General features: G+C 59.4%; 11 protein-coding genes and 1 tRNA gene. 4 read left to right on the top strand and 8 right to left on the bottom strand.

Annotated elements, in window-relative coordinates; translation table 11 throughout:
• The first annotated feature begins 223 nt into the window (after positions 1-223).
• Genes FYK55_RS20365 through FYK55_RS20355 form a run of 3 tightly spaced genes read left to right on the top strand, consistent with a single transcriptional unit; the run spans position 224 to position 5148 of the window.
• Complete coding sequence (locus FYK55_RS20365) at positions 224-4273, top strand: S1 RNA-binding domain-containing protein (RefSeq protein WP_150078300.1); 4050 nt, start codon at positions 224-226, stop codon at positions 4271-4273.
• The gene (locus tag FYK55_RS20360) at positions 4270-4761 is read left to right on the top strand and encodes a hypothetical protein (protein ID WP_150078299.1); all 492 of its coding nucleotides are present in this window, start codon (positions 4270-4272) and stop codon (positions 4759-4761) included. Before FYK55_RS20365 ends, FYK55_RS20360 begins: the two co-directional genes overlap by 4 nt.
• 18 nt (positions 4762-4779) lie before the next feature.
• A complete protein-coding gene (locus FYK55_RS20355) occupies positions 4780-5148 on the top strand; it encodes a VOC family protein (RefSeq protein ID WP_150078298.1) in 369 nt (122 codons plus the stop codon).
• Between the two features lie 325 nt (positions 5149-5473).
• On the opposite strand, the gene FYK55_RS20350 is transcribed toward FYK55_RS20355, so the two are convergent.
• Both FYK55_RS20350 and FYK55_RS20345 read right to left on the bottom strand, forming a co-directional pair.
• A complete protein-coding gene (locus FYK55_RS20350; protein ID WP_235908845.1) occupies positions 5474-6781 on the bottom strand; it encodes a serine/threonine protein kinase in 1308 nt (435 codons plus the stop codon).
• Between the two features lie 164 nt (positions 6782-6945).
• Entirely contained in the window at positions 6946-9126 is a 2181-nt protein-coding gene (locus FYK55_RS20345) for an amino acid permease (protein WP_235908844.1), read from the bottom strand.
• A gap of 520 nt (positions 9127-9646) precedes the next feature.
• Between FYK55_RS20345 and FYK55_RS20340 the strand changes: the two genes are divergently transcribed.
• Positions 9647-9718, top strand: a tRNA-Gln gene (locus tag FYK55_RS20340).
• 311 nt (positions 9719-10029) lie between these two features.
• Here the strand turns inward: FYK55_RS20340 and FYK55_RS20335 are convergent.
• The 6 genes from FYK55_RS20335 to FYK55_RS20310 form a co-directional block, all read right to left on the bottom strand.
• A complete protein-coding gene (locus tag FYK55_RS20335; RefSeq protein WP_150078296.1) occupies positions 10030-10902 on the bottom strand; it encodes an alpha/beta hydrolase in 873 nt (290 codons plus the stop codon).
• Positions 10899-12293: a DUF1501 domain-containing protein gene (locus tag FYK55_RS20330; protein ID WP_150078295.1), complete on the bottom strand. Its 1395-nt coding sequence runs from the start codon at positions 12291-12293 to the stop codon at positions 10899-10901. Before FYK55_RS20330 ends, FYK55_RS20335 begins: the two co-directional genes overlap by 4 nt.
• 4 nt (positions 12294-12297) lie before the next feature.
• Complete coding sequence (locus tag FYK55_RS20325; protein WP_150078294.1) at positions 12298-14727, bottom strand: PSD1 and planctomycete cytochrome C domain-containing protein; 2430 nt, start codon at positions 14725-14727, stop codon at positions 12298-12300.
• On the bottom strand, positions 14717-15670 hold the full coding sequence (locus tag FYK55_RS20320; RefSeq protein ID WP_150078293.1) for a hypothetical protein: 954 nt from the start codon (positions 15668-15670) through the stop codon (positions 14717-14719). Before FYK55_RS20320 ends, FYK55_RS20325 begins: the two co-directional genes overlap by 11 nt.
• The gene (locus tag FYK55_RS20315; RefSeq protein WP_235908848.1) at positions 15667-16854 is read right to left on the bottom strand and encodes a DUF1552 domain-containing protein; all 1188 of its coding nucleotides are present in this window, start codon (positions 16852-16854) and stop codon (positions 15667-15669) included. Before FYK55_RS20315 ends, FYK55_RS20320 begins: the two co-directional genes overlap by 4 nt.
• Before the next feature lie 130 nt (positions 16855-16984).
• Positions 16985-19786, bottom strand: a complete 2802-nt coding sequence (locus tag FYK55_RS20310) for a DUF1592 domain-containing protein (RefSeq protein ID WP_235908843.1) — start codon at positions 19784-19786, stop codon at positions 16985-16987.
• Between the last annotated feature and the right edge of the window lie 517 nt (positions 19787-20303).

The following is a 20303-nucleotide window of genomic DNA, read 5'->3' as shown; positions in this document are numbered from 1 at the left end:
AGCCTGACATTGCGGCGCTATTCTCGCGCGGCGATTTTCGGCGTCAAACAAGCGTGAAACGACGAAACCATCGCGCGGGTGGGACTTTCCTGCCGCGGACGCCGCCACCCGGATTGGCGGGGCGCTCCACGCGGCACACGAACAATTCCTGGATCGCCGAACCAATGCCTCCGGAAGAGCGAGGCGAAGCCGGCGTCCGGACCAACATCGAGACCGACTGATCATGGCTGTCGATCTAGAAGCCATCGCTCGACGCGGGCGGTGCGACGCATCCAGTTTGAAACTCGCGATGCCTCTGCTGGAACAGGGTTACACGGCGCCTTTCTTGGCCCGCTACCGCCGCGACGAATTGGGCGGATTGGATGAGGCGACGTTGTGGAGTCTGAAAGCGGCGATGGACGCCGAGACGAGCCTCGCCGAGTTTCGCGACGAACTGTACGAAACCTGGCAGTCCACTCCGCTGGCGGATCCCTCCATCGGCGATGCGATCAAGAAAAGCGGGTCCAAGCGGACTCTGCAGCGGTTGCACAAACGATTGCGGGGTGAAACCGGGACGTCCGTGGAAAACGATGCCAGCCGCTTGGCGGTCCGTTTGTTGAATCCCGAAAAGGGAGACCCGGCGGACCCCAAGGAACTGGCCGAATCGATGCCGTCGATCTCCGACGCCGATGCCGCGGTGGAAGGCCTGCAGGAAGCACTGCCGGCACGCTTGGCCGGAGACCCGCGGGTGATCAACGCCGCTGTTCGCTGGCTCAGTCGCAATGCCAAGATCCACGTTTCCAACGTGCACGACCCCCACATCGAGGCGGGCGACGCGCAAAGCGGCGGCAAGTCCAAATCGAAGTCGGGCGGGAAGAAGAAAAAGAAATCCGCCAAGACCGACGCGACCGCTGAACCGGCGGGAGCAACCGCCGAGCAGTCGAGTGGCGAGCAGTCGACTGCCGAGCCAACGACTGCCGAGCCAACTGCCGAGCAGTCGGCGGGCCAATCACCGCCGTCGGCAGGCGAAACTGCCCAAGCCGTCGGCGAATCCTCATCGTCGTCCTCAGCGGCGCCCGGAACCGCCGACGCGGCGCCCGGTCAGCAAGCCGACTCCCAATCGGAGTCTTCGAGCGGCCCCGCGGCGGAGTCTTCGAGCGGCCCCGCGGCGGAGTCTTCGAGCAGTTCCGCGTCCGAAAGCGAACCGACCAAACCCGCATCGGATGCGTCCGGTCAGGAAACTGCGGCGCAAGATTCGGACTCGGATCGCCATCCCGGTGGCCGTCAGGAATCGGCTAATCAGGAGCCGAACGAACGACAACCGGCCGATGACGGTTCGACGTCGTCGAACACGGAGTCGTCCGATGCAGCGGCATCCGATGCGGCGGTGTCGGAATCGAGCGACACGCCCCCCGAAGCGGCTCCGACGGCAGCGTCAGCGGATCCACCGGCCAACGCTGAAGCTACTCCCGCCGAGTCGGATTCATCGGACACGGCGACTTCAACCGACGCGACTTCAACCGACGCGCGGGCCGGATCCGACAGCGAAGCCCAGTCGGAGCCAGCGTCGGAAGCCAACGCCGATCAAAAGTCCGGCGAAGACTTGCCCGGCTTCCAGCCCGATCCGGATAGCAAGCCGGCGGACAAGAAGCCCGCAGAGAAGGAAGCCGCGGGGAAGAAATCGAGTTCCAAGAAGCCGAAGAAGATTTCGCCACGTCAACGGCGGCGTCGTTGGCTGGTCAGCGTGCTCAAGCCGCTGGAGGGCAAACGTCTGCAGGCGACCAAGCTGAGTGCATTCCAGATCGTGATGCTCGGGCGCGCCCTCCGCAGCCAGGTCGCCGTCTGCGCCTTCGAATACGATGCGGCAAAGCTGGTCGCCGAGATCAAACGTTCGGTCGTCGGTCTGAACAAGAGCATCGAACCGCTGTTGGACGACATCGTGATGCGGCACGAGGCCGACATTCGCGAAGCCGCCGAAGCGGCGTGGTGGGATGAATTGCACGAACGTGCCAGCGCGCGGCTGGTTGGCATCGCGGCCGATCACCTGCGACGTCACGTTAATCGCGGGCCGGTGGACGCCAAGGTGGTGATGAGCATCGACGCGATCGGTCCCAAAACCGCCGCCACCGCGATCGTTTCGGCCGACGGACGCGTGCTGGAGGGCGAGGACTTGCCGTGCCAATTGTCCGGTGCGGTGCGTGGCCAAACCGTGGCCAAGATGGGTGAGCTGATTCACCAGCACGGGGTTGATTTGGTCGTCGTCAGCAACGGGCCGGCCCGACGCGCCTGCCTGATCGCACTGGGCGATTTGATCGCGCAATCCCCCGAAGGTTCAATTCGGTGGACGGTCGCCGATCGGACCGGCGCCGATGCCTACGCCAGCAGTGACGTGGCGAATTCCGAAATGCGTTCCACGCCGCGCCGGTTTCGTGCCGCCGCCTGGATCGCTTTCTCGATCTTGCACCCGGCCCAGGCATACGCCAAGGTCGATCCGCTGCGTCTACGTCTGGCGTCCTTCCAAAGCGAGTTGTCCGACGAGGCACTCGAGATCACGTTGGGCGACATCATGGCCAGCGGTGCCTCTCGCGGAGGTGTCGATGCGAACGCCGCTCCGCTGGGTTGGCTCCGTCAATTGCCCGGGATGAGCGACGCAACCGCGCAAGCCTTGGTGTCACGCCGTGAGCAAACGCTGCTGAAATCGCGGCAGGAACTGTTGGCACTCGAAGGCTGGGCCGGCGCCGTGGAAACCCGTCAAGCGTTGCCATTCTTGCGAATCTTTGAGAGTGATGAACCGTTGGATGCGACGCTGATTCATCCCGACGACTATTCGCTGGCCAAAAAGCTGGCGACGGCGTTGGAGATTGAACTGCCACCGGCGGCGCCTCCCGGCTATCAGGCACCCGACTACCAGCAAGCTTCGGAAGAAGCGAAAGCGGCGGAACTGAAGTTGGTCGACGCGACCACGCCCAAACCGCAACCGGCCGTCGAAGATTTTGACAAAGCCGGCGAGAAAGCCGGTGAGTTCACGTTGCCGGATGATGCCGATTCGTCCGCATCGGATTCCCAGGCCGACGCGGCGACCAGCGAGGCGTCGGCGATGGCCGCATCCGATGCCGACTCCGATGCATCGCCGCAGACGGAACCCGTCCAGCCCGCCGGCTCTGCTGACGAATCGCCAGAAGGCGAGCCGCAAGCGGCATCGGATTCGTCGGAAACATCGGACGCGGAAACGGAGGCTCCGGAAGCGGACGCCACGTCGGAGCAAGCATCCGATCAATCCGCGGGCACGCCGGAAGCGCCTGCGGAGGAAACGCCCGCCGCCGTGCAGGTGGTCAAACGGCCCCGTCCGGAACAGGCCAAGATTGATAAGTGCATCAAGGAATGGCAGGTCGGAAAACACCGCGTGCACCAGCTGGTGGGCTGGCTGTGCGATCCGTTCGGCGAGACCGCCGTCAGTGACGATCCGCCGGGCGTGTTGACCACGATGCCGACCCTGAAAACGTTGAAGACCGGCGACCAGGTGGTCGGCGTGGTCGTCGGCGTGATGGCCTTCGGCGTGTTCGTCGAATTGGCACCGGACTGCAGCGGTCTGATCCACGTCAGCCGACTGAGTGACGGGTACGTCGAAGATCTGAACGAAGCCATCCAAGTCGGTGATGTCGTGACGGCGTGGGTGACCGGGATCGATGAGAAGCGACGCCGCGTGGGACTCAGCGCACTCTCGCCGCAGCAGGAAGCCGCCGCCGAGCAGGCTCGGCAGGACCGCGGCGATTCGCGACGCGATTCTCGCCGGGGAGGAAAACCCGCTGGCGGGCGTGGTCGCGGTGGAGCCGGACGCAGCGATGACTCGGGGCGAGGCCGTGGCCGAGGTGCCGGCGCCTCCTCCGGCGGATCGGGACGTGGCGGCCGAGGCAAGGCGTCCGGCGGACCGCCGCGCGGTGGCCGGTCTCGCGATCAACGCGGCGGACGAAAGTCTCGTCAACCGGAATCCTACCGAGTGGTCGCCAAGCCCGAAGCCAAACCGATCAGCGACGCCATGCAGAAGGGCGACGAGCCGCTTCGCTCCTTCGGCGATCTGCTGCAGTTCTACTCCGGCAGCGAAAAGAAGTCCGCTGAGAAGCAGAGCGACGGGAAGCCGCAGCAAAAATCCAAGCCCAAGGCGGAAGAGTCCCAGGCAGCCGGTGATCCCCCAGCATCGGACGCGACTCCGGCCGCCAAGGAGTCACCGGCCGAATCGGCACCGTCGGCTGAAAGCAAAACGGGCGACGCAAACAGCTCGGGGGCCTCCGAATGAGTGATGATTTCAAGTCGCGTTTGGAATCGGCGATCCAACGTGGCCATCAGCGACGGGAGCAGCACGCTTCAGAGGAGAAGCGAAAGGAGCTGACCGAAGAAGAGTTGAAGCGGATGCACACCTCGTATCGGTTGGCCTTGTCCGACCGCATCGAAAAAAAGGTGCACAGCATCGTCGATGCATTTCCCGGGTTTCGTCAGGAATCGCTGTTCGGGGAAGTCGGTTGGGGAACCGCGTGTTATCGCGACGATCTGCAAATTGAAAGCGGGCGGCGGTCCAATGCTTATAGCCGGTTCGAGATGGTGATTCGCCCCTACAGTGATCTGCGGGTGCTGGATTTGAAGGGCAAGGCGACGGTCAAAAATCGCGAATTATTCAACCGCGCGTTCTTCCGCAGCATCGACGAAGTGGACGTTGCCGAGTTCGAGAGCATCATCGATGCCTGGACCATCGAATACGCCGAACAGTACGCGTCTCGATCGGCCTGATCGCTCGGGGCCAGGATCATGCAAGTACGCCAACTCAATCATGTCGCTCTGCACGTCGCCGACGTCGATCAAAGCGTCGATTTCTATCGGCGGGTCCTGTGCCTGCCTGCCTTGGATCGACCCGACTTTGATTTTCCTGGGGCTTGGTTCCGATTGGGCGTCGATCAGGAATTGCATTTGATCGGCGACCGTGACCAGGCCGTGCATTCCGGGCACCGCGGCAATCACCTGGCACTGATCGTTGATGATTTGGATCAGTGGGAAGAACATTTGGATTCCCAAAATGCCACGCGTCTGCCGCGTCGCGTGCGGCCCGATGGCGCGCATCAAGTGTTCGTCCAAGACCCGGACGGCCATTGGATCGAACTCTGCGTCCCGCCGTCGTAGGCACCACGCATTGTCCAGAATTGAGTAGCTACGCTCGCCAGAGCGTGGCTTTCAGCCGCAAACACGACGGCAGCGTCCAGGGGGATGCGAGTTTTCAGATAGGGCCTAGCTGGACAGCGCCCCTTCAATCAAAAACACCGTGATTTGCAGTGCCATGAGCGGCGAGGCGTTAGCCGCCGCTGGAGGCGCGAAAACACGCGGCGCACACAAAGAGTCGCTGTCCGGCTAGTGCGTCAACTGTCCTGCTTTATTGGTGGGCGATTCCGACGTCGCTTCGCGGCTGGAGTCGAGCAAAGTCCAGCATCCGCGTGCCGCTTCACGGGCATCAAGAATTCATCTTCATCACCACGGCGGTGATCAGACCGCCTAGCACGCCTCCCAGCAGGATGCCCCAGGCGAACCCGAACCCCCAGCGGTTTTTGCGGGCCGCGGCCATGGCCGGGTCGACCGGTTGGTCCAATAGCGGTGGCAGACGCGAATCCGACGGTGTGGTTCCGCTACCGCTGCCGATCGGCTGGGGCTGAATCACCGGCGGCGGCTCGGCGGGATTCAACGAAGCCCAACTGGTTTCTTCGCTTTCCACGCCGATCGGCGGTGCCGTCCACGCCTGGCGATTGATCGGGCGATCGACGTCGAACGAGGTCGTGCACCAGGCTTCCAGCCGTTCGGCGACTTCCGACGCGGATCCGATTCGCCGCGCCGGGTCTTTTTCCATCATGTCGGCAATCAGGTCGACAAAGTCTTCGGTCAGGTCCGGTGCAAACTTGCGGGGGTGCCACGGAGTTTGTTCGCAATGGCGCTTGCATTTGCTGCGTGAATCGCCACCCGGGAAAGGAACCTTGCCGGTCACGGTGTAATACAGCGTGCACCCGAGCGAATACAAGTCGCTGGCCGGGCCGACCGAGCGCGGGTTGCGGATCTGTTCCGGAGACAGGTAGTCGGCCGTGCCAACGATCTTTCCCGCCCGCGGATCGTCTTCCAATCCCATGGTCCAGGCCGCGAGCCCGATGTCGGAGACTTTCGCGTGTCCATCCGGAGTGACCAGGATGTTCCCCGGTTTGACGTCTCGATGGACCAGCCCCAGGTCGTGGGCGTACTGAAGTCCGCGGGCCGCTTGGGAAATCACCATCGCGGCATGATGCATCCCCAGCGGGCCGCCCCGCCGGATCAGTTTTCTCAGGTCGGTGCCGGGGACGTATTCGGTGACCAGGTAGTGCACGTTGCCGTCCTGGCCGGCGTCGAAGGCGCGGACCACGTAAGGACAGTCCATTCCGGCCTGCAGCCGGATCTCGCGGGTGAAAGACTCACGCGAAATTTCCGTCGCCTTTTCCCGCGGCAAGACCTTGATGGCGCACTGTCGACCCATGACGCTGTGAACCGCCTTGAAGACCTGGCCCATCCCACCCTGGCCGATCCAGTCGGTGATCAGGTACGGACCCAGCGTCAGCTTGGTGCGGCCGGCGTGCAGTTGCTGCGCCTGGTACTCGGTCAGGATGCCACTCTTAACCAGGGTCGCGGCGATCAACGCGTCGTCGGTGTCCGATTGGACGTTATCGATCACGGTCTTCATTTGCCGCTGGGTGACCAGCCCGCTGCGGATCGCCGATTCTTGAAACACGCTGGCCATCGTCATTTCTCGAAAGTCATCGTCTCCGTGAAGGTCGTTTTCCGGTCGCGTCTTTGTTTGTTCGCGATGTCTTGAAAGAACCGGGCCCGGCCGATCAATCGCCCCGAAACCTCGCGGCTGGCCGAAACCTCGCGGTTGGCCGGAACCCTCGCGGCTGGCCGGTGGCGGGTTCAGCTCTCGAGCGTCATTTCGCCGGCGCTGTGCACCAGTGCCACCCGCGGCAAGTCACCGACCAGTTGTTCCAACCGTTCCAGGAACTGTTCTTCTTCGCCCTCATCCGGCGTTGTCAGTCCCAAAAACACGAATGCGGCGTTGCGGCTGGTGGATTGAATGGCATCGACCGCATTGGATGATACCACCACCTTGGTCTTTCCGGTGATTCGAGCCCCTTTGAGCAACCGTTCCAGGTGCGATTTAACTTCGTCGATCCCGGATTCCTTTTGAACGACTCGCAACAACCGCAGCTGACGGCCGCGCCAGGTGGGATGCGACAGCATCAGGTGAGCGAGCAAGACCATCAATTCGCCGTTGGCTCGGCCGCGCCACCAGACATCGATCGTGCCTTCGGGAGCGGTTTGTTCGTTCCCCGCATCATCGACTTGGCGCAACACGACCACGCTTCGATCCAAGCCTTCCAGGTCGCGAAGCAGTTTTCCGAAAATCACCATCCGCTCGGCCGACAGCGGACAGCCCATCAGCACCACGTTGGGACGCAGACGGCCCAGCCCCTGGCACTGGACCAGGGCGTGAACACCGGCGACGTAATCGCTGGCGACGACCACGGCGGGAAAAGCGTCCAGCCCACGTTCCTGGATCATCGAGTGCAGAATTGCTTCCTGGTTGGCAAGCCGCTCACTCTGGTTGTCCAGACCGCCGGGGATCACCTGTCCCAGACTCAGCACGCCGGTTTCGCGCGTCAGCCAGCTTCCAAAGACGACCAGGTGCGGGCGGGAGAATCCGCTGCCGCTAAACGCCAGCACGAACGGACGCCAGTTCTTGGGGTGGTACAGGCTGTCTTCCAACTTCAGCAGATTGCGGCGCGTCCGCTCGAACAGCAGTCCGCTGTTCAGGTCGCCCCAGTCGGCGTCCAGGTTGGCGCGGGACAGATAGTAGTGCAGCGCGCCGACCAGGCCGCTGGCCACCACCGCCCATCGCCAATCGATCAGCAGCATCACAATGCCACAGCCGATCGCACCGGCCAGGGACGTCATCCAATTGCAGTAGCGGAACTGAGGCCGGTAGCTGGGGTTCTTGGTGATCGATTCGTAGAACGTCGCCAGGTTTAGCAGACCGTAGGTCAGTAGGAACGCCATCGTGATCAACGGGGCGATCGTGTTCAGATCGGCTGCCACGATCCCGGCCTGGGCGATCAACGCGGTGGCCAGGATGGCCCGTCGTGGTTCGCCGCGACCGCTGCTGGCGCCAAACGGTACCAATCGAAGAAAGACTCGGTCGCGTGCCAGCGACTGCAAGATGCGCGGCGCACCCATCATGCTGCCCAAGGCCGACGACAGGGTTGCGGCGAACACGCCCAAGCTGATCAATGCGGCCAGGGACGCCACGTCCGCGATGATCAGGTTGTTTTCGACCAACTGCCGATGGTTCGCCGCGCCGCCCAGCAAGACCGCCTGCGATGCATAAACAAAGCACGTGACGGCGATGGCCGCCAGGGTGCCGCGGGGAATCGAACGGGCCGGGTCCTGCAAGTCGCCGGACATGTTGGCACCGGCCATGATGCCCGTGACCGCCGGAAAGAACAGGGCGAACACCGTCCAGAAACTCTGGTTGCCTTCGAATTGCGGGTTCCAGTTGGCGGCGAACGTCGCCGTGCTGAAGTGCTCGATCGCTCCGGTGTAAAACGACAACAGCGACACAAAGACGGCGGCCAGGATCAGGAACTGCACCTTCAGCGTCCATCCGGCTCCGATCCATACGCAAACGCAAACGACCAGGTTGGTCAACGAGGCGACCAGGATCGGCGAACTGTCCGCCGGCAGATAAGCCATCAGAGCTTCGGTGAATCCGATCACGTACATGGCGACCGAAAGTGCCTGGGCGACAAAAAACACCAAGCCGATTGCGCCGCCAAATTCGGGCCCCAAACTGCGGCTGATCAAAAAGTAGGCCCCGCCGCCCTCGACGCGGGTGTTGGTGGCGATGGCCGACAGGGAAAGCGTTGTCAGAGTGGTGATCGTCTTGCTGGCAAGCACAATCAGCAGGGTCGCCCACACCCCGGCGTTGCCGACCACGAACCCGAATCGCAGGAACATGATCACGCCCAGGATGGTCAGCACGCACGGCGTGAAGACACCCCCAAATGTCGAAAACGAATTCCCTTTCTCGCCCTTCACGCGATTCTCCGAAAAAGCCGTCTCGTACGGCCGGTGGTTCTTACATCCGCGGTCGGCGCACTTGGCAGATCGGCGGTCACCGATTCACCTGGGCACCGACTCACCTGGGTTGCTGCCCACCTGGGCACCTGCCGGCCGGTGCGGGTGAGGGATTGGTTTTCGCGTGGGGATTGACGTTGGCCGGGACCCGCACAAATATAGGCAATCGGCCGCTAGAGCGGGACAGAGGTTGTCAACGTCCAACCGCGAAGTCGGCGTCGCGGGTTCAGTTGCCAACAGGTCCGCTTGTGGCGGGCCAGGACGCCCCTGTGGGGGTCCGGATGCATTGGATGGTCGGCATGACACTCGCACAGCGACCCGATCGCCCCCCCGAAATCGCGGCCCGACGTCAAGCGTCGATCGGTTGCGGTCGACGGCCGGGCGGCGAGACAAAAAATTCCGCGACGAACCTGTCCAGAACGGCCGGAGTCCTATTCATCAGTCGCAAGTGAATTGCTAAACTGACGCGTCCAACGACCACTACCCCGTGGTGTAATTGGCAACACTACTGATTTTGGTTCAGTCATTCTAGGTTCAAGTCCTAGCGGGGTAGCTGAAAGCCTGTTTTTGTATAAGCAAAAACAGGCTTTTCTCTTTGGGTGACCCAATCGGTTCCCCTGTGAAAACGCTTGTTCTGCATCCCACGCGGTCCCCCGATGGACAGCACGGGACAGATCGAGAAGCAACCGTCCAGGAACAGACCAGCCTTCACACAACCGGACAAGAAAACCCGGCGTCTTTTCAGCCCCAGCGAAGGGCGGCAGATCTCACGAGGGCATCAGGGCAGAGGATCCTCCCAGCTGGCTGTTTCCAAGGAATCGGCGGCACAACGTCAGTCGGTTTCAGCGAACACGATCGTCTGGTCTATTCTGAGTGAAAGGCTCGCAGTAGCTGGACGGCCAGACGGGACAGATTTTGATCCGTGTAAAATTTCTCACCGCCGTGTTTGCCCCCAGCGATTACGGTGAATTCGACCGACAGATTGTGTTTTCTGTAGACGGATTCTAGTTCAACCGATTGCTCGATTGGCATTTGTGGATCGGCGTCGCCATGGATCAACCAGAGCGGCGGGTCCGAGGGATCCACATGAATTACGGGACTGGCCAACTGAGCGAGGTCCGGAACGTCATCCGGCTGTCCCCCCAACAACAGTTGCAAGGCGGGAACGCGAACACTCAGGCCATGTTGGGTGGATTGGGAAAGAATCGACTGCAGATTAGAGGCACCGTAGAATGAAACGGTCGCGCCGACATCCGAACGGAAATCCTGGCATTGTCCTACGGTACCTTCAAGGTCCGTGACGCCATTCGACACGCCTACCAATGCGGCCAGGTGACCGCCGGCCGAAGAGCCGGCAACAGCGACGCGTTCTGAATCAATTCCGAAATCGTCTGCGCGAGAACGCAAGAAACGAATCGCTGCTTTGATGTCGTGAATCTGGGCAGGGAATTTCGCTTCACCGCTCAACCGATAATCGACACTGGCGATTGTGAAATCATGCTCAAGCCAATGCTTGACCGGAACGCTCTTTTTGGAACCGGACCTCCAGGCACCGCCATGCACCCAAACGATGAGCGGAGTTTTGTCCTGACCCGAGCGAGGCCGATAGAGATCCAGGCGCAAGGATCGATCACCGATCTTGGCATATTCGATATCTGGATGAGTCGGAGATTGCGCCAGGGACGTTTGAGTAAACGCAAAGGTGCCCAATAACGCAATCAGGCTTAAGAATCTCATGCGATCACCTCATGGACCACATTGCCATAGACGTCGGTGAGTCGGAAGTCTCGTCCAGCGTAGCGGTAGGTGAGTCGCTCGTGATCCAGGCCCAGCAGATGCAGGATGGTTGCGTGCAAGTCATGCATGTGGACCTTTTTTTCAACAGCTAGGTAGCCGAAGTCATTGGTTTCCCCGTGGCTGTAACCTGGCCTCACGCCGCCGCCCGCCATCCAGATCGTGAATCCATGGGGATTGTGATCGCGCCCGGGAGCACCACGATCAATCTGCGAGACGGGAGTGCGTCCGAATTCTCCGGCCCAAACCACCAGCGTGTCGTCCAACAGGCCGCGCCGGTCTAAATCGTTGATCAGCGCCGCGACGGGCTTATCGGTCTTAGCCGCACTTTGTGGAAGGTCTTTCTCGATATTGCCGTGGTGATCCCAGTGATAGTCGGTGGCCACTTGAATGAACCGCACGCCGGCTTCTGCCATTCGGCGAGCCAATAAACACTGACGGGCATAGCCATCACACGGCTGGTCACCAACGCCATACATTGCCAACGTTGCTTTTGATTCTTGGCCGAGATCCAAGATTTCCGGGGCGATCGATTGCATCCGGTAGGCTAGCTCGAACGATCGAATGACACCTTCGATGTTCGGGTCATGGACAGCATGTTGGCGGCTCAGTTCGACGATTGCGTCGACCTGCTCGCGCTGACGCGATTCGGAGAGCAAGTCGCTGTGAAGGTTTCTTATTTCCGCAACTTTGTCAGGCGTCGTTCTCAGCTTGATTTGCATCGCCTGGTGTTCGGCGGGTAAGAAAGAACTGCCGTAAAGCCGTACTCCACCGTGCATCGGTGGGTAGTCGAGAGCGACAAAGGCTGGCAAATTCTCGTTTTCGTTGCCAAGGCCATAGCTGACCCAAGAGCCCACGCTGGGCCGGTCGAAGGCTGCTTCACCGGTATGTAAACGCAAGACCGCCTGGCCGTGTGCTTCGCCTTCGGTGTGCATGCTTTTGATGAAGCAAAGCTTGTCAACAATTTTGGCGGTGTGCGGAAAAAGTTCCGTGACCCACTGGCCACAGTCGCCGTGCCTTTTCCACTTCCAATCGGTCCCAAAGACTTTCCCTAGTCGATCCGGCCGAATCAGCCCAGGCAATGCGTAAGGCAGCGGGTTGCCGTGTTGTTCGTTCAAGGTGGGCTTTCGGTCAAACGAATCCATTTGGCTGACGCCACCGTGCATGAACAGAAAGATCACCCGTTTTGCTTTGGGGGTGAAATGCGTTGCCCCAGCGTTCGCAACTTGGTTCGCCAAGCCCGCGGCGGCGAGCCCTCCGAATCCGCATGCCGCTGACTTCAGCATCGAGCGACGATCGCAGGGCTGATAATCATTCCTGTGTTGCTGCTTCATCTCATCAATCCAAAAACTGAAATTGCGTGCTGGCAACGATTGTTTGACACAGCTTCATCACGTCATGGTGAGAAAGGCCCCTTCGGCCGTCGGCTTGATTGACCAAGTACCTGGCCAAGATTTCTCGCTCTTCAGCATTCGGCTGCCGGCCGACGATACGATGAAACGCATCCGCAGCGATCATTCCGATCTGGACGTCATCCTGAGTTCCGACATGCGCCTGCCGGAGGAATCGCTGGGCCATGTGGTGACAAGCATCCTGAACCGCTTGACTATTCATCAGGTACAACGCTTGAGGTGCGACGATCGTCTGGGCCCGTTGCCCCGTCGCCATCGTGTTGACCGGCGCATCGAATACCTGTAGCACCGTCGGTTCGAGTGTGCGGATCACGGGCTGGTAAACCGTGCGCCGATTGTCCTCCACTGCAATTGCATCCCCGAGATTACTGACGTCACCAATCGGCAGATGATCGATCATCCCGGTGCCTTGCGACCGATCGAGTTGTCCGCTGAGACTTAACAACGTGTCTCGAAGCTCTTCCGGTTCGAGCCGCCGCCGATTTTGGTGTGAGAGCAGTCGATTCTCTGGATCCGTTTCCGAGGATATTGCTACGGAGCGTCGATACGCACGCGACAGCACAATTTCCCGGATCAGTGGTTTCAGCTTCCAGCCGCTCTCGATGAACCTTGCCGTCAGGTGTTCGAGCAACTCTGGGTGCGTCGGCACTTCGCCCATCACGCCGAAGTTGTCCACACTTCGCACGATGCCTTCGCGAAACAGGTGCTTCCACACGCGATTGACGAATACGCGAGCGGTGAGGGGATTGTCATCCGCTGCAATCCAGTCGGCGAGTTCCAATCGGCCGCTGCCGCCCGATTGGATTTTTGCTGCAGCGTCGCCGCTGCAGGTGACTTGCAGAAACCCGCGTGGAACGACATTGCCACGACTGGCGGCAACGCCACGAATCCGTATTGCTTCGTCACCTATCGAATCAGCGTCGCGGACGGCCATCACGTAATCGGGCATCTGCCGGTTGAAATCTTCAAGTTTGGAAGTCCATTCCTCCAATGACTCGCGTTCTTCTGCAATCTTCTTTTCAAGCTCGTTGACCTTCATCGCATCGTCCGCGTTCGCCAACTGCTCCTCCAAGCGACCAAGGCTCCGACGGCCGTGAAAAGTCTTTTGCGTCGCTTTGACCCACGCGTAGTTGTTCTCTTGCAAAAACTGTCGGAGCCTTTCATCTCCATCCTTTCCAAGGCCACGTCGACTCCAGTCTGACTCGTCTTCTTTGGGTCCCCCCATTCGGTCATCCAGTGTTGTCGTGCTGGTGAAGAAGCCGGCTAGTGCGTAGTAGTCACGCTGCGGAATGGGGTCAAATTTATGGTCGTGACATCGCGCGCAGGCGACCGTCAGGCCGAGCAGTGATTTGCTGATCGTGTCAATCTGCTCGTCTACGACGTCCATGAGCAACTGCTCTTTGTCAAACGTTCCCAAGACCTTTGAGCCCAGCATCAGGAATCCCGTCGCTGTCAGATTGCTGTCACGTTCTTGCTGCGTTTGATAAGGAAGCAAGTCGCCGGCGATCTGCTTGCGAATGAATTGGTTGATCGGCATGCCATCGTTGAACGCGTCGATCACCCAGTTTCTATACTTCCATGCACGGCGGAATGGAGGGTTGAACGACGATCCGTTACTGTCGGCGTAGCGTGCTAAGTCCAGCCAGTGCCGTCCCCACTTTTCGCCAAACTGCGACGAATCAAGGAGCCGATCAACAATCAGTTCGTAATCGGACTCGGTGAGCTCAGAATCTGCGACTTCAGCGACGTCGGCGTCCGGCGGCAACCCAGTCAGATCGTAGCGAAGCCGTCGTCTCAGAACGGACGCCTCCGCAAGCAGCGCGGGTTCCAATCCTTCAGCTTTCATTCTTGCTTCGATGAACGAGTCGATCGACGACGCCGGCTGGTCGACCCTTCTCTTAACAGGTTGAAATGCCCACCACTTTCGCCCCGCTTCGATATTGATTGCCAATCGAGTCGCCGCCTTTCCGTCGCGAGGGTCGTGTGCTCCATCGGAGATCCACTTTTCGATCAATTGCAACTCGTCTTCGGAAAGCTTCCCGTCAGGCGGCATCTTCAAGCCTTCTACTTCATGGTTCACGACCTGGAAAAGCAAGCTCTTTGCTGCTTCACCAGGCAGAACTGCCGGCCCCGAGTCACCACCGACGGACCAGCCGGCTTTTGAATCGAGCACGAGCCCGCCGTTGGCTTCTCCAGCATCATGACTGTGGCAGTCGAAACAATGCTGCTCAAAAATTGGCTGCACGTACTCACTGAAGAACGTGGTGTGCTGCGTGTCGTCAGAGAAGGCGGTTGAACCAAACGTGAAAAAGATCGCACAAGCGATCGCCGTACGGCGTAGAATCTCAAAGCCCATCGTAGTTCCTCGATCGAGTCAGAGTCGGAGCAACGACGAGATTCGGGTTGGCCGCCTTCAATTGATTTATCGCAGTTCGGTTTGTCGAGGCGGGATGTGATTCAATCTCAAGACGCTCGAGATGCGGCAGTTTCGTGAGTGCATCCCACCCACCCTCGAAAGGCAATTCATTGCGGAAATGCTGAGGACTGTAGATACGCAGCCGTTGGAAGTTGGACAAAGCGGCGAGATGCTCGGGCATCAGGTTTCCGCCACGGGGCTTGAACCACAACACTTCCAGTTTGGGCAACAGCTCCCCGATCTCAGCGACCTGGTCCGCTGTGATACTCGTTCGGTGCAACTGCAGATCCCTGACACACGGGCAGAGGCGTATCAGGTGCATTGTTTGCTCGGCGGTAATTGGAGTGTCGATGACCAATCGCCATGCCTTGGGGAACGGGCCCGTGAGTTTGTCGACGGCGATCTCATCCACTCGGAAGTTGTGCTTGATCTCTAAGATCTCCAACTCCTTCATGCCGTCGATCACCGTGATGAAGGCCGGTGAGACGGCAGGGGTACCACGATCGGCAGCGAACGTTGCCCGAGCCTTGCCCATGTAGTGAAACCCCATTTGCTTCATGTTCGGAAAGCGTCGCAACACCTCCAATCCTCCGTCGGTCACTGGCTGCGACTCCAGGTTCAACGCAGATAGCTTGGGGAAACTTGTCAGCTTCAAGAGATCGTCGTCATCGATCCCTGGTTTTGCACCTGCGGACTTCGTGAGGGCTTGGTGATTGATGAAGAACAGCCCGGTGACATTTCCGTCGTCGTCCGTCCACATTTCGAATCGCTGCACCTTTTCGCCAAGCTGCTCGGCAAGCCTCTGCTGGGCGAGCGGGGGATTCTTAGCCCCCAATCGCAGCGACGGCGACAGAAAAATGAGGAAGAGGAGAGTAAATCTCACGTGAGCACCTCGGCAATTCGTCCGGTGCTATCGGCAAAAGTATCCGCTTCGGCACCAACGCCTTGCAGGAGCGTCAGCCAGAGGTTTGCAAGCGGAACCTTCCCGTCGAACTTGTAGTGTGCCCCGGGGCTGATTCGCCCGCCCAATCTTCCCGCCGTGATGACAGGCAGGTTGTTGTAGTCGTGCACTCGGCCGTCCCCCATACCTGACCCGAGCGAAATGAGGCAATGGTCCAGCAAGGTGCCGTCAGCTTCTTTGATCTCGGCGAGCCGTTTCACCAGGTAGGCGTATTGTTCGACGTGAAAACGATCGATTTTGCGAAGCTTCTCTTTGGCCTCGTCGCCTTTGGTGTGGGTCAGAACATGGTGGTTTTCCGGACGGTCGAAAACACCGTGATACATACGGGGAGTGTCCCAACGTTCGGGATCGATCAGCAACGTCGCGACACGGGTTAAATCTTGCTGAAATGCGAGAGCAATTAGATCACCCATCAGCCGAATGTACTGGCCACGATCGTCGGGGATGCCTTTGCTGCTCGTCTCTTTGACCGGGAAAAACTGCGGACCGGGGTCCGAAATCCCAGAACCGGTACGTTGTTCGGCTCGCTGAATCCGCTTTTCGAGTCCTCGCACACTGTCGAGATATTCGCCCAGTTTTTCTCGATCTCCCGCGCCGAGCGTCTTACTCAGACGACTCGCATCCTCGCGGACGATGTCCAAAACACTCTTGGTTGATTGTCTCGGCTTACCGAACAGTAACTCAAAAACTTCCTTCGGATCTTTTTGTGGCCCAACCGCATATCCGGGCCCCCGCCACGAAAGGGTCTCAAAGTATCGCGTTTCTTTTTGGTTGGCGTGATCATTGCAACTCAAACCGAGCGTCGGCAGAACAGTGTCCCCGCTGATTTGCTCGGAAATCAACCAGTCGAGCGTCTTGTTCGTGGGGAACCCACCGTCGAGCGCTTCGGTCGGTGGCGAGCTTGTCAGCCAGCAGCAACCGGCTTGAGCATGGACGCCGGTGCCGCCGCGGAATTCGCGATCCAGCCCGGTAAAAAGATTCAATGAGTCGCGGACATCTTCCAATGGTTGTAACGACTCCGTCAGCTCCCAAGAGCGGCCTTCGCGGGTCGGGTGCCAGGAATCTTGAACCACGCCATTGGGAATGTACACCCACGCCAGACGCATCGGCGGACCGGCACTAGACGAAGCCAGGGCGGGTGTCATCGCATCGAGCCACGGCAAGGCAAGCGACGCACCAGCACCTCGCAACAGAGTGCGTCGCGAAAGTCGGCAACGCTTGAGGATTTCGAACCTGTTATTCAACCTTCTGTTCCTCTCGAATCATATTCCGAAATGGATGACTGGTTGCAACCTCGACGATGATCCTGCTGAGACGATAGTCGTCATCAGCCGCAGCCCGGACGATCTTGTCGATCGCGGCTTGATCGTAGTACTCCAACTCACGAGCCAACGCGTAGCTCAGGATCTGTTCAACGAAACCACGGACAAAGCGATCCTTCTCGGCAGACAACTGCCGCTTGAATTCGGTCGAAGACGCAAACGCCCCAAGACCCCGCAATGAACCAGAGGAATCAATGGGGGCGTCGCCATCTTTCTCACGCCAACGGCCGATAGCGTCAAAGTTCTCCAACGCGAATCCCGGCGGGTCGATGCGATCGTGGCAGACCGCGCAAGCGGGATTCGCGCGATGCAGTTCGACCTTCTCGCGGAGTGTCAAGTGCTCGACGTTCTCTTGATCGTCGATGTCAGCTACGGCAATCTTGGGTGGCGGCGGAGGACGATTGAAGACGGTCTCCAGCACCCAAGCACCTCGTCGGATAGGACTGGTTCGGTGCGGAAAGGATGTCAGCGTCATCACAGCACCGGTGGTCAACACGCCACCCCGGATCGCCTCCGCGTGATTCTGCCCACGAAGCTCAATCCTTTGCCAATCGCGGTCGCTACCGGCATTTGTCTCGATTCCATAGTGTTTCGCCAGCCGGTCATTAATGTAGGTGTAGTTCGAATCGATCAGATCGAGTATCGATCGATCTTCAGTGAGAATCGTTTCAAAAAACAACAGCGGCTCACAGAACATGTCGCGCGCAAGCGTGCGTTTTCCTTTCGGACCCTCGTAAAACGAGCGGAACTTTCGCTCATCCGGTTGAGCCGACCAAAGCTCGCGGAGATGTAGCCACTCAACGAAGAAATTTTCTGAAAGCTCGCTGACGCGTGGATTTCGAATCATGCGGTCAACTTGCTTCTCGATCTCTGTCGGATCGCCCAGCTGACCCCGGTCGGCAAGGCTGAGCAATTCATCGTCGGGCATGCTGCTCCACAGAAAGTAGCTCAACCGGGAGGCAAGCTCATGATCGGTCAAGCCGCAAATTGACGAGTCGCTATCCGAATCGCCGTGCTCCAGCAAATAAAGAAAGCTGGGAGACGACAAGACGCCATGAATTGCAGATCGCATCGCCAGCTCATCGTCAACGCCGCTAGAGCGAGCCTGCTCATAGAGTCTCAGGTAAAGGTCCGTCTCCGAATCTTCAACGGGCCGGCGGAAGGCACGCTGCATGAAATGGCGCAAACGCTCGCGTGGCGTCCCGTCAACGACGGTGAGATCGATCTTTTTGGCGTAAGTTTCTCGCTTGCGGTTTGTCGGATCGGGATTCGCAAGCTGGAAGAATTCGCCACGGGGCGTTTCGCGCCCGACGATATCGGCTTGCTTTGACGGGGAGTCGCGGGTGATGAAAGCCAAGTCATCAAGCAGTACATAATCGCCCGAAAAGTCACTTCCATCGACACGCAAACGCCGGATGGACCTCCCGCTGGGTGCCGCGAATGAAACGAAAACGTTGTCCGTTCCAGCTCCTTCGTTGAGCCGCACTTCGACCGTTTTTGATTCATCAGCGTCAAACTCGACGCTAACTCGAACGGTACCCGATTGACCGCGTCGACTCAGAACCACCACGCCGATCTCGGCGATTCCGCTAAACTCCTGGCCGCCGCTGCGCTGAAAGCCAAAGAAGAACTCTTTTTGATTCTTCACTTTGTTCGTGAACAACACATCACCAGAGCTTGCTTCCGCAGTCGCAAACGCGGCGTTCCAAATATCCTCGCTAGGATTCACACCGAACGAGCGATTGGCATTCTTTCCGTATGCCAGATGCAACACGCCTCCCTTGCCGGCGATCGTGGTATTCGCGTTTTCCGACACGTCATAGACACCGCCACGGTCTTCATCGAAGGCGACGGCCAGTCGTTTGCGAAAAACATCGAGTGTGAAGTCACTTCCATCACCCGTGCGTGAAACATTGTCATTGGGGGCCAGCTTTCCCGGTGAGGTCGCGACCTGGTTGACTTTCGGACTTGGCTGTGACGGCTCTGGCAGCGATCGAAACGTCGCCCCAGGAAAAATCTCCTGCAACCTTTCGGCTCGGCTCAACAACTCCGGGTGAAACGAAATCTGCTCCGCGAGGGCAACGTACACATCAAGGCTGACGGCAGTCAGATTCTGCGCATCGCCGCGGTTGGTGAAGCCGTGTTCGGCGCGGGTATCCCCGGGCAGTCCGGCGTCGGGCAGCAGCACGGGATACTTTGCACCGTACTCGCGAGCATCGATGTGCAGCTGATCCGGCATTTTTCCGCCGGCCGGGTCGAAATAGTCCTTATTGAATGGAAGCCGCTCCGAAAACATGAACACATCGGTTTCCAGGCCGAGCAGGTCACGTACCGTGTTGTTGTATTCAAGTCGAGTCAATCGCCTTGGCACCGGTTTTCCTGGATTGACTTGGCCGTCGATCTCAGGCTCAGCCAACGCGCCACGAATCCATTCCAGTAGCCGACGACGATCAATGTCGCTCAAGTCTTCGGCATCTTCCGGCGGCATCTCGTGACCCTCGACCACATCGAGGATCTTTTTCCAGTCGCGACGTGCCCCGAGAACGGACTCTCGCTTCGTGTACTTTGCGATGCTGAAGTCACCTTCAGGGAACTCGTCAGGCATGCCGTGGCAGTCTGTGCAGTGGTTCTCGATGATCGGCAGGACAAGGTCGTCAAAGTCGGCAGCGAGGACGTCAGACGAGGCAAATCCAGATACCAGCCAGAAAAACAGCATCGCTAGCTTGGCCGCCGCCACGGCAACACCGTTCGGAATTTGCGGCGAGCCTTCGGAGGCTTGTGATTGACCACAAGGCCGTTGGATGCGGGGCCAAGCATAGCTGCCCGGCTTCACGATCAGCTCCATCGATTCTCCCCCGCCGGTTTTCAACCCAACCACGCCGTCAGCAAACCAGTGGGAAACGGTAAGACGTTTCCACCCACATCGTCTTGCAAGGGTCGAGGCTGAGCGGCCGCCCTCCACCAAGAGATGGTCAATCTCCTTTTTCAGCACGAGTTCCCGGGCGATTCCGGCCATCACTGACACAACGTCATCTTGTGTGGACCGATTGTGTGAGCAATAGATTCCGACTCGATCGCCCTCCGACAGCGCAGCCCGAATCGTGTTTGCGGTGCATCTCGAATCTGCGAGATCAATCGTTTTGCTGACAAGTCTGGCATTGCCTTCATGAAGAGAGCCCGCCATCGACCCGCACACTAAAAGCGTTTTTCCAGGCTGCGTGAAATCGGCCTCG

Source organism: Roseiconus nitratireducens (genome assembly GCF_008629675.1).
GTDB lineage: Bacteria > Planctomycetota > Planctomycetia > Pirellulales > Pirellulaceae > Stieleria > Stieleria nitratireducens.
Note: the sequence above shows the minus strand (reverse complement) of the source record. Positions and strands in the feature narration are given on the sequence as shown.

What these genes read in the sequence shown, in the direction of transcription:
- FYK55_RS20315 (WP_235908848.1), bottom strand. Translation starts at nt 16,854, where the DNA reads ATGCGTCTGGCGTGGGTGTACATTCCCAATGGCGTGGTTCAAGATTCC.
- FYK55_RS20350 (WP_235908845.1), bottom strand. Translation starts at nt 6,781, where the DNA reads ATGACGATGGCCAGCGTGTTTCAAGAATCGGCGATCCGCAGCGGGCTG.
- FYK55_RS20335 (WP_150078296.1), bottom strand. Translation starts at nt 10,902, where the DNA reads ATGAGATTCTTAAGCCTGATTGCGTTATTGGGCACCTTTGCGTTTACT.
- FYK55_RS20310 (WP_235908843.1), bottom strand. Translation starts at nt 19,786, where the DNA reads ATGCTGTTTTTCTGGCTGGTATCTGGATTTGCCTCGTCTGACGTCCTC.
- FYK55_RS20360 (WP_150078299.1), top strand. Translation starts at nt 4,270, where the DNA reads ATGAGTGATGATTTCAAGTCGCGTTTGGAATCGGCGATCCAACGTGGC.
- FYK55_RS20365 (WP_150078300.1), top strand. Translation starts at nt 224, where the DNA reads ATGGCTGTCGATCTAGAAGCCATCGCTCGACGCGGGCGGTGCGACGCA.
- FYK55_RS20325 (WP_150078294.1), bottom strand. Translation starts at nt 14,727, where the DNA reads ATGGGCTTTGAGATTCTACGCCGTACGGCGATCGCTTGTGCGATCTTT.
- FYK55_RS20330 (WP_150078295.1), bottom strand. Translation starts at nt 12,293, where the DNA reads ATGAAGCAGCAACACAGGAATGATTATCAGCCCTGCGATCGTCGCTCG.
- FYK55_RS20355 (WP_150078298.1), top strand. Translation starts at nt 4,780, where the DNA reads ATGCAAGTACGCCAACTCAATCATGTCGCTCTGCACGTCGCCGACGTC.